At 69.1% G+C, this 9,987-nt stretch carries 12 protein-coding genes; 10 read left to right on the top strand and 2 right to left on the bottom strand.

The window, feature by feature from the left end:
• The 3 genes from ACFRAQ_RS02665 to ACFRAQ_RS02655 all read left to right on the top strand — a co-directional run.
• On the top strand, positions 1 to 521 hold a 521-nt coding region (locus ACFRAQ_RS02665), incomplete at its 5' end, for a hypothetical protein (RefSeq protein WP_379093161.1).
• Positions 522 to 549: 28 nt separating this feature from the next.
• Positions 550 to 1,404, top strand: a complete 855-nt coding sequence (locus ACFRAQ_RS02660; protein ID WP_379093158.1) for a hypothetical protein — start codon at positions 550 to 552, stop codon at positions 1,402 to 1,404.
• A gap of 129 nt (positions 1,405 to 1,533) precedes the next feature.
• Positions 1,534 to 1,905, top strand: a complete 372-nt coding sequence (locus tag ACFRAQ_RS02655; protein ID WP_379093155.1) for a hypothetical protein — start codon at positions 1,534 to 1,536, stop codon at positions 1,903 to 1,905.
• A 17-nt stretch (positions 1,906 to 1,922) separates the two neighbouring features.
• Here the strand turns inward: ACFRAQ_RS02655 and ACFRAQ_RS02650 are convergent, their stop codons facing one another.
• Complete coding sequence (locus tag ACFRAQ_RS02650; RefSeq protein ID WP_379093152.1) at positions 1,923 to 4,067, bottom strand: LuxR C-terminal-related transcriptional regulator; 2,145 nt, start codon at positions 4,065 to 4,067, stop codon at positions 1,923 to 1,925.
• Between the two features lie 179 nt (positions 4,068 to 4,246).
• On the bottom strand, positions 4,247 to 4,768 hold the full coding sequence (locus tag ACFRAQ_RS02645; protein ID WP_379093149.1) for a MarR family winged helix-turn-helix transcriptional regulator: 522 nt from the start codon (positions 4,766 to 4,768) through the stop codon (positions 4,247 to 4,249).
• Between the two features lie 72 nt (positions 4,769 to 4,840).
• On the opposite strand from ACFRAQ_RS02645, the gene ACFRAQ_RS02640 reads away from it, so the two are divergent.
• The 7 genes from ACFRAQ_RS02640 (at position 4,841) to ACFRAQ_RS02610 (ending at position 9,982) form a co-directional block, all read left to right on the top strand.
• Positions 4,841 to 5,515, top strand: a complete 675-nt coding sequence (locus ACFRAQ_RS02640; protein ID WP_379093146.1) for a hypothetical protein — start codon at positions 4,841 to 4,843, stop codon at positions 5,513 to 5,515.
• A gap of 24 nt (positions 5,516 to 5,539) precedes the next feature.
• Positions 5,540 to 6,361, top strand: coding sequence for an SGNH/GDSL hydrolase family protein (locus tag ACFRAQ_RS02635; protein WP_379093143.1), 822 nt, complete (start codon positions 5,540 to 5,542; stop codon positions 6,359 to 6,361).
• A gap of 9 nt (positions 6,362 to 6,370) precedes the next feature.
• Positions 6,371 to 7,051 (top strand): hypothetical protein, encoded by a 681-nt coding sequence (locus ACFRAQ_RS02630; RefSeq protein WP_379093140.1) that lies wholly within the window; start codon positions 6,371 to 6,373, stop codon positions 7,049 to 7,051.
• 108 nt (positions 7,052 to 7,159) lie between these two features.
• A complete protein-coding gene (locus ACFRAQ_RS02625) occupies positions 7,160 to 8,005 on the top strand; it encodes a 3-hydroxybutyryl-CoA dehydrogenase (RefSeq protein WP_379093137.1) in 846 nt (281 codons plus the stop codon).
• 205 nt (positions 8,006 to 8,210) lie between these two features.
• On the top strand, positions 8,211 to 8,621 hold the full coding sequence (locus ACFRAQ_RS02620; RefSeq protein ID WP_379093134.1) for a hypothetical protein: 411 nt from the start codon (positions 8,211 to 8,213) through the stop codon (positions 8,619 to 8,621).
• Positions 8,622 to 8,721: 100 nt separating this feature from the next.
• The gene (locus tag ACFRAQ_RS02615) at positions 8,722 to 9,090 is read left to right on the top strand and encodes a nuclear transport factor 2 family protein (RefSeq protein WP_379093131.1); all 369 of its coding nucleotides are present in this window, start codon (positions 8,722 to 8,724) and stop codon (positions 9,088 to 9,090) included.
• A gap of 73 nt (positions 9,091 to 9,163) precedes the next feature.
• Positions 9,164 to 9,982: an alpha/beta fold hydrolase gene (locus ACFRAQ_RS02610; RefSeq protein WP_379093128.1), complete on the top strand. Its 819-nt coding sequence runs from the start codon at positions 9,164 to 9,166 to the stop codon at positions 9,980 to 9,982.
• The last annotated feature ends 5 nt before the right edge of the window (positions 9,983 to 9,987 follow it).

Raw genomic sequence — 9,987 nt, 5'->3', positions numbered from 1 at the left:
ACTGGATGACCCTGCCCGGGAGCCCCTTCATCGACCGCCGGACACAGCGGATCAGCGCGGTGGCCCGCAAGCCCGGAAACCTGGACCTGTTCGTCATCAACAACAACGACAGGGTCATCAGCACGTTCTGGAACGCCACCGACGGCTGGCGGGCGGACTGGGTGACGTTACCCAGCACCCTCGGCGGTGATACGACGCTGGTCCTCGACCACACCGTCCAGCAGCTGACGGTGCTCGTGTCCAAGCCTTCCGGGATCATGTTCATCACGGCTGTCGCACCCGACGGGCGGCAACTCGGCAACGGCTGGAGTCCCCGCGGTGGCTGGGGCCCATGCTGGGGCGCGGTGCCCGGGACCGTGCGGCTCGATCACCGAACGCAACAGCTCGCCGCGGTCAGCCGCAAGCCGTTCCTCCTCGACTTCTTCGCCGTCGGCGACGATGACAAGCCGATCTCCATAGCCTTCAGCGGTGCGGGCGAAACCGGCTGGAGCAGTGACTGGTTCGCATTGCCCTCCCATTGACCACCACACCGGCAGGCAGGTACCGACCATGTCCGAGTGGAACGCGATCGACAAGAATCCGGCGACCCGCGCGATCGCCGTCGGGAGCAGGCTGTACCAATTGCATGACACCGGAGCGGTCTTCCGCTTCACCGGTCCCGCGATGACCGGTTGGGAGCAGCTGGACAGGAATCCCCTCACCGCGGCCATCGCCGCGAATGACACCGACCTGTACCAAATGCACGAGACGGGTGCGCTTTTCGTGCTCGGGCCCGATGCCGCGCCTTTCACGGGTTGGCAGGCGATCGATGCCAACCCGATGACGGCCGGGATCGCCGCCTCCGCCGACCGGCTGTATCAGCGACATCAGACCGGCGCGATCTTCCGCTACACGGGAACGCCGCTCAGCGGCTGGGAATTACTCGACCGCAACCCCGCCACCGTCGCCATCGCGGCTGGTGGCCACGACCTCTACCAACTGCACGAAACGGGTGCGATCTTCCGCTACACCGGAACCCCGCTCACCGGCTGGGAACAACTCGACCGAAACCCCGCGACCGTCGCCATCGCCGCCGGCGCCAACAAGCTCTTCCAACTACACGAAACGGGTGCGATCTTCCGCTACACCGGAACCCCGCTCACCGGCTGGGAACAACTCGACCGCAACCCCGCCACGGTCGCCATCGCCGCCACCGGCGGCGAGCTGTACCAATTGCACGAGACAGGAGCGACTTTCCGTTACACCGGAACCCCTTTCACCGGCTGGTCCACGATGGGCCAGACCCCCACCCCGGCATCCGACACCTGGTGCACCGCGATCGCCGCGAGCCATCCTCCCGACTTGTTCGTCGACATCGTGTTCCAGCTAGCCGGATTCGGCCCGATCCTCGAATTCCGCGAGTGACGCGGACCGATCCGGACGACCCGCGGCCGTTCGCACTCTGGAGCAACACGTACTGATGTATGTGAGCCGTCCGTAGAACCCTTGTGGGTGTTAAGGATTCGGTAAGCCGGGGCGGCGAGAGTTCCTCGCATGAATGGGAAGCGTGGGGCCGTGCTGGAAGCGGCCGGGGGCGTTGCGGGTGGAATTGCCGGGGCGGTAATGGGTTTCCTCTACCCGTGCGCGATCATCGTGCTTCAGCGCAGTGTGGGGATCACCGACCCGCACCGGCCCGCCACCGTCACGCAGGACGGGCCTGTCGAGTACGGCGTGGGCTCGGTCGGCTATTGGGCCAGTTGGATCGCGACGTTCGCCGCGATCATCGCCATCGGGGTGATGGGGTCGCGGTATCGGCACACACGGGCTGCCGCCGTGCCCGCGACCATGGCGTTCGCGATCGTCACCCTTCCGCTGGCCCTGCTGTTCATCGCGTTCGACTTCGGGGGTGCGCCGCATCCCAGCTGATCGGGCGGGGTCGGGGGTCAGGCGGTTTGCTGGGCTTGCTGTTTGATCACGAGGGCGACGTGGAGGCGGGACGGGCAGTCGAGTTTGGTCATGACCTGGCGAAGGTGGTTGACGACGGTCCATTCGGCGATGCCGAGGCGGCTGGCGATCATGCGGTTGGTCATGCCCTCGGTGACGAGGCGGGCGATTTCCAGTTGGCGTTTCGTCAGGCGGGAGACGGGGGAATCGGGGAGTTCGGTGGGGAGTGGCGGGGTGGAGAGGGCGTAGGCGACGGCCTCGTCGATGTCGAGGACGGAGCCGACGGTGGAGATGGCGGGGTCATGACTGTCGAGGGTGGAATCGGGGATGTCCACGTGGTCGGTGAGTTGCGGTAGGGCGTAGGCGTCGCGGATCCAGCGGGCCGCGGCGGACAGCCGGGGTACGTGGTCGGAATAGTGTTCGCCCGCTGCGTGATAGGCGCGAGCACAGCCCTCGAGGGCGACGACCATCTCGACGGGATTGCGGGCCGGGTCGGGGGTGCGCAGGGCGAGGCGGAAGACCTCGTGAGCGTGTTGGGGGGCGCCGGCGCGCAGGAGGGTGCGGCCGAGGACGGCGAGGAGGCCGAGGCGGTCGCGGCGATGCGGCAGGGCGGCGATGCGGTCGCGCAGGGCCTGCCAGTCGCCTTCGCCATCGTGGGGACGGTCGACATGGACCAGCGCTTCGACCAGTGCGCCGACCTCGCGTTCGCGGGGTGTACGGGCGGTGGCGGGTGGGGCGCTGTCGATCAAGGTTCGGGCCCGCTGCGTATCCCCCATTTCGTAGCAGGCCACGGCTAGTCGCCAGACTGCCGAACCGGTCGGCTCCACGGCCGAGGTCAGCAGGCCGACCGCGTCCGCGAAGCGGCCGGAGCGTAAGGCCCAGTGGCCCAGTAGTTCCCGGCCCAGCGCGGCCGCCGTCGGATCCGCGGTCTTCGACAGCCGGATGAGCGTCGCCTCCGCCCAGGTGAACGCGCGCCGTTCGATCCAGACGTCCTCGAGTTCGCGCAGCATGCGCACCGCGCGGGCTGCCTCGCCCTGGATCGTGAAGTAGTCGATGGTCGCGACCAGATCGCCGTGCCAGCGTTCGGCGAGCTGGACCGCGGCGGGGCGACGGGCCGGGTCGTCGAGCATGCGCGCGATACGGGCGGCGAGCTGACTCATCCCCGCCGCGCGCATGGCTCGAATCCGCAGTGCGCTTTCGGGGTCCGCGAAGAGCAGCTGCCGCAGACAGGTGCGCGTGAACCCGGACATGACGTAGGTGTAGTGCCCGTTGTCGGCGACCGCGTGGTCGAGCAGGCTGCGGTTGACCAGGTCCGCGAGCCGATCCACGATGGCGTCGCGCTGCTGACCGCACAGCAGCAACAGCACTTCCTCCAGATCGGTGAGCACGTCGGAGGTGGCGATCTGCAGCAGCAGGTCGGTGGACAGCGGGTCCAGATCGCTTGTCCCCCAATCCAGGCAATCGCGGATGGTGCGATGCCGGGCAGGCGTGTCGACGAACGGCGACGGCGGCAGCGGCTGGCCGGATTCGATGCGCCGCAGCGTCCGCTCGGCCCCGAACCGGGCGATGGCGGCCGCGGCCAGTTCCAGGGCGAGCGGCACGCCGCCGAGCGCCGCCGCGATCTCCTCCACGATCGCGAGGTCCACGGATGTCGCTCCCCGGAAACGGGTTTCGACGCTGTCGAGCAGCAATCGCGCGGCCGGGCTCGGCGTTTCGATGTCCGGGGTGCTCGCCGTGGGCAGCGGATGCACCTGGAACAGGCATTCCTGGTAGAGCCCGAAGGCCCGGCGGCTGGTGGTGACGACGGTCAGGCCGGGACAGCGGTTCAACAGAGCCGGAAGCTCGTCCGCGAGCGCGCGAACGTGGCGATCACAATTGTCCAGGAACAGAATCGAGGGCGCGGCTCCGGATTCGGCCTCGATCGCGGACCACACCCCGCGCGTATCCGCGGGCTCGGCCAGATCCACCGTGACCACCCGCGACGTTCCGTCCTGAACGGCTTCGGCGGCCAGTCGGCTCTTACCCACCCCCGCGATCCCGGTCACCGTCAGTACCCGGACCCGAGGGTCCGCGATGAGCCGCCGAACCTCGTCGACCTGGCCTTTCCGCTCGAGTAGCGCGGGAATTCTGTAGCTGTCAGGCATCGCGAAGGCATCCCATCCGATCGAAATCCGGCAGTCGTCCCCCAAAGCCGCAGTCTAGGACCGGTTCCCGAGGTCCGCGCCTCGACAGTGCCCCTGATTTCACCGGCACGGAGCTGGCAGAAACTTGCCGGTGTCCCCGGGCACCGCGGGTGGGATAGGTTGTCCGGTTCGGCGCCGGATCAGTTCCCGGGCGCCGGTTCCGGGGTCGGGGACGCGTATCCAGGGTGCACGCCCGGGGTCAGGTCGCGAGCCGCGACCAGACGATCCAAGAGATCGGCGAGCTGCCGATATTCGTCGTCCGACAGTGCCGCGGTCTGTTCGCGTTCGTGCGCGAAGGCGATCGCGCCGAGCTGGGCGAGGAGTTCTCCCGCCGCCGGCGTGAGATGCAGTTCGTGGTTGCGGCGGTCGGCGGGGCTGCGGCGGCGTTCGATGAGGCCCTTGGTGTCGAGGGGGTCGATGAGGGCGACCACCCGGCTGGGGACGACACCGAGTTCGGCGGCGAGTGAACGCTGACTGCGGCCCGGCTCCGCGCCGATCATCCGCAGGATGCCGACTTCCGGTGGGGTGAGCCCGATTTCGGCGATTCGCTCCGAGAACCGTTGCGTGGCCTGCGCGCCCAGCTGAGCGAGTTGGAAGGCGACCGCGCGCATCGGGCGGGTCGGCTGTGCTCGCCCGGATTCCTCTTGCTTCGCCTCGGCCACGGCGTTATCGTACACGGCAGGCAATCGTTCACAGCAGAGAACGATTCATGTAAGAGAACGGAACCCTCCGTCATGTCTGCCGAATCCCCCGCCATCCCCAAGCCCGCGGCACTCGAGCCACCCCTGGGCAGTCTCGGCGTCGCCGTCGCCGGACTGTTCGTGGCCGGACTCGCCATCAGCACCATCCGCGCAGGTGGCAGCCCATTCCCATCACCCTTCGGGGAGGCCGGGGACGCGCTCGCCTACTTCCGCGACCACCCCTCGGCCGTGCGCACCGGCGCGGTATTGCAGTACGCGAGCGCCATCCCGCTGACCCTCTACACGGCGGCGGCCGCGGCCCGACTGCGGCGGGTCGCCGACGGCTTCGGGCCCGCGCTCGCCGCGATCGGCGGCGCGCTCGCTGTCGTGTTCCTGATCTGCTCCGGACTCGTCAGCTGGGCGCTCACCGTGCCCGAGGTGGTGAGCGATCCGGCTCTGGTCCGCGGGTTGCACACGCTCGCGTTCCTGTGCGGCGGCCCGGCCAACGTGATGGCCACCGGCCTGCTCGTCGCGGGAATCGCAATGAGCGCCATGCCGCGACGGCTGCTCGCCCCCTGGCTGATCAGCGCCGGCCTGGTGATCGCCGTCATCGCCCTGTGCACCACCGCGGCGCTGGCCCTCACCGCAGCGGCCTTCCTGCTGCCGATCGCGCGCTTCACCGGCATGGCCTGGCTGATCGCGGCCGGATTCCTACTTCCCCGTTCGTAATTCACACTTCCAGGAGAAACCCGGATGACCACCCCGATGATCACCAAACTGGTGCGGTTCCAGCGGCCCGAGCTGTCGCTCCCCTATCTGAACGGCATCGACGACGCCCACGTGGCCGCGCTGTTCGGCCTCGAATCCGACGGATATCGGTCGCTGCGCGAGGAATTCACGACGCGGGCGCGAGCCGCGGCGGCGGATCTGCTGACCGAGGACGCGGTCGCCGAGCAGGTCGACCGGCTCCCGTTCGCACCCGGCGCCCGTGTGGTCGCGCTCGGTGAGAGCAGCACCGCGGATCGACTGTCCTGGTTCGAGATCCTGCGCCACCTGCTCGAACTACGACGGCCGGGAGACACGATCACCCTGCTCAATCTGGCGGTCACCGGCGCCACCACCACGAACACCCTGAAAAGCATTGCGGTGCTGGGGTTCCAACGCCCCGACTGGGTCCTGTGCCAGCTCGGCGCGAACGACGCGCAGCGCCTCGGCCCCGACGGGCCGCGCGTGGTCAGCGCCGAGGAGACGGCGCGCAATATGGGCGTCCTGCACGACGAAGGGGTACGGCTCAGCGGCGCACGCTGGGTCTGGCTCACCCCGACCGATGCCGACGAGTCGCTGATCGCGTCCTTCCCGCCGTTCCGGCAGGCCGGAATCAGCTGGCGCGCGGCCGATCACGAGGACACCGCGCGGTCGCTGCGCGAGCGGCCGGAACCGGTGATCGACACGCTCACCGTCACCCGCCCCGACTCGGGTCATCGGCTCTACGAGCCGGACGGCGTGCACCTCACCCCCGTGGGTCAGGTCGCCGTCGCCCGGGCCGTGGTGTCGGCGCTCGCGGCGATGGCGTGAGGGCATCCCATGCGAATGACCATGATCGCCCTCGCTCCCCTGCTGGCCGCGGGCGTGTGCGCGACCCAGCCGACCGCTTCCGCCGCATCCGATGACGCGGTGGCGGTCACCGCCGCCCAGGTCGGCGATGCCGCGGTCATCACCGTGGAGGACGGCGTCCTCGCCCTGCAGGACGGGGTGCTCACCATCGCCGCGCCCGGCGGCACCGTGCTCGCCGGAGCCGAAATGTCCTTCCGGGTGGACGATTTCGTCTTCCCGATCGCGGCCTCCATCACCGACCGGACCGCGACGCTGGTCCCCGACCTCGATCCCACCCACGCCGTCTACGCTCCGGTCGCGCTGCCGTTCGAGGACTCCGCCGGATTCCAGACGCCCTATCAACGCGAGCAGGCCGCCTGGAATCGCATGAACAGCACCATCGGCATGGGCGCGGTCCTGGGCACCCTGGTCGGCGGTGTCGGCGGGGCGGCGGTCGGTTGCGTGCTGGGCGCGGCGGTCGGGGCCACGGTCGCCGCGGCCACCATTGTCGGACTCTTCGGCCCGTTCCTGCCCGGCGCGGTGGTCGGATGCCTGGGCGGTGTGGTCGCGATCGGGACGCTGGGCACCATCGCCGGCCAAGTGCTGGTGACCGCGCCCGTGGCGGTCCTGGCGGCGGTCCAGTACTTCACCACCATCACCGCTCCGCTCTGACGACCGGCGCCGGGTGTGCGGTGTACCTCACAATGTCCGCCCAGCTGAGAGTGGGTGCGGGCGGTCCAGGAAGATGGTGCCCGAGTAACTCGAGTACAAGGAGATTTCGTGGAACGCATTGGCGTGATCGGTGGCGGCACCATGGGTGCCGGTATCGCCGAGGTGGCGGCCCGCGCGGGCGGGTCGGTCCTGATCCTGGAGCGCGACACCCAGGCGGCGGACGCCGCGGTGGAGCGGATCGAGAAGTCGCTGGCACGCGCGGTGAAGTCCGGGCGGCTCGAGCAGGCCGCCTCCGACGAGGCCCGCGCCCGCATCGCCCTGACCACCTCGATCGACGACTTCGCCGATCGGGAGCTGGTGATCGAGGCCGCGCCGGAGATCGAGTCGCTCAAGGCCGACTTCTTCACCAAGCTCGACGGCATCGTCTCCCCCGAGACCATCCTGGCCACCAACACCTCCTCCATCCCGGTGATCCGGCTGGCCAACGCCACCGCCCACCCGGAGCGCGTGGTCGGCGTCCACTTCTTCAACCCGGTGCCGGTGCTGCCGCTGGTCGAGATCGTGGACACCCTCAAGACCGACCGCGCGGTGGTCGACAAGGTCACCGGCTACGCCCGCGACGTGCTGGGCAAGCGCACCATCGAGTCCAAGGACCAGGCGGGCTTCATCGTCAACGCCCTGCTGATCCCGTACCTGTGCAGCGCGATCCGCATGTTCGAGACCGGCTTCGCCAGCGCCGAGGACATCGACGAGGGCATGGTCAGCGGCTGCGCCCACCCGATGGGCCCGCTGCGCCTGTGCGACACCGTCGGCTTGGACGTCACCCTCGCGGTCGCCGAGTCGCTGTTCGCCGAGTTCGGTGAGCCGCAGTACGCGCCGCCGGTGCTGCTGCGCCGCATGGTCGACGCGGGCTACCTGGGCCGCAAGACCGGCCGCGGTTTCTACACCTACTGATTCACCCGAATTCGGCTGCCCGCACCCGGAGTGCGGGCGGCCGATTCGTGTCCGGCTGCGGGCGAACGAATTACGGTCACGAACTTGTCAATTGTCCAGCATGGTTGGTTTGTTATGCACTACCCTGACCCGCGATGCGCCGCTGACTTCCTGAAATCTGGTGCAGGAAACAGTGAATCGGTTCCGGAACAGCAAGGAAACAACCGTGCACGCACGCAGCCTCGTCACCGCCCTCGGCGCATTCGCCGCCGCCGTCACCCTGGCCGCCGGTAACGCGCAGGCCATTCCCGCGCTGGCCGTCGACAGCGCGCGAGAGACCAATGGCAATGCCGTGATCACGATTTCGTATTTGTGTACCGGACCGGCCGCCGCGCTGTCGGTGACCGTGCGGGCGACGCCCTATCAGGGGTCCGGGGTCAATGGCAGCACGCTCGCGCCGGTCGTGTGCGCCGGGCAGCCGCAGCAGGCCACCGTCACGGTCAATCCGGTCCAGCTGTTCGGGGAATCGGCCAAGTTCCAGTCGGGGGCGCTCACCGACGTGACGGTCACCGTGCTGGACCTGACGCTGAATTCGCCGGTCAACACCACCAAGAAGCGGATCGAACACCTCGGCTGAGCGAGACCGGTCGTCAGTACCTAATGACGACAGATTCCCGGTCGCCGCGATCTTCATAACGTTGTCCTCATCAAGTTCACACGAACCGAGGAGAACGACAATGAGTGACATCACCGAACTCGTGCAGCGCTACCTGGCCGCCTGGAACACCACCGACGCCGCCCGGCGGGCGGCGCAGGTCGCCGAACTCTTCACCGAGGACGCCGAATACACCGACCCGCTGGTGTCGGTGCGCGGGCACGCCGGACTCGACGCCACCATCGCCGCCGTGCAGGCGCAGTTCGCCGGGCTCGAGTTCACCCTCGGCGGGGCCGTGGACGCCAACCACCACATCGCCCGATTCACCTGGCACCTGGGCGCTCCCGGCGCGGAACCGCTGGTGATCGGCTTCGACGTGGCCGCTCTCGCCGCCGACGGGCGCATCGAGCGCGTCTACGGCTTCCTCGACCAGGTCCCGGCCGGACTCTGACCCACGACCGGCCGGGCGGCGCGCGATCCCGCCCGGCCCTCCACCGAAACTTCGGTACGACAAGGGGATTCCCATGTTCTTCACCACTCCCACCGACGGCACCACGCTCGCCTACGAGGACTACGGCACCGGCACGCCGCTGGTGTTCATCTCCGGCTGGGCCCTGCCCACCGACATGTGGGAGTGCCAGGTGCCGTTCTTCCTCGAGCAGGGCTACCGCTGTGTCCTGCTCGACCGCCGCGGCCACGGGCGTTCCGACCGCCCGTCGTCCGGCTACGACACCGACACCCGCGCCGACGATCTCGCCGCGCTGCTCGAGCATCTGGACCTGCGGGACGCGATCCTGATCGCGCACTCCACCGGCGCCGCGGAAGCCGTCCGCTACCTCGCCCGCCACGGCGCGGACCGGGTAGCGCGAATCGCCTTGCTGGGACCCGCGATTCCGTACCTGCTCCAGACCGAGGACAACCCGGTCGGCGTCCCCGCCGCGATGATCGACGCCTCCACGGCCGACCTGCGCGCGGACCGCGCCCAATGGCTGGCCGACCGGGCGCAGGGCTACTTCGCCACCCACCTGGGCACTCGGGTGTCCGCGGCGGCGATCGAGGCCGAGGTGCAGCGCAGCATGAGCTGCTCCCCCATCGCGGCGCTCGAGGTGCAGAAGGCGGTGGCCCGCACCGACCACCGCGCCGATGTCGCCGCGCTGGCGGTGCCCACCCTGCTGCTGCACGGCCTGCACGACCAGTCCATTCCGATCGAGGTCAGCAGCCACCAGGCCGTGCGGCTCTACCCCGAGGCGGTGCTGAAGGAGTACCCGACCGCCGGGCACGGGCTGTACCGCAGCCACGCCGACCAGGTGAACGCCGACCTGCTCGAATTCGTCAAGGCGTGACGGCA

Origin of the sequence: Nocardia sp. NPDC056611 (genome assembly GCF_042792755.1) — a bacterium.
Classification (GTDB): domain Bacteria; phylum Actinomycetota; class Actinomycetes; order Mycobacteriales; family Mycobacteriaceae; genus Nocardia.
Note: the sequence above shows the minus strand (reverse complement) of the source record. Positions and strands in the feature narration are given on the sequence as shown.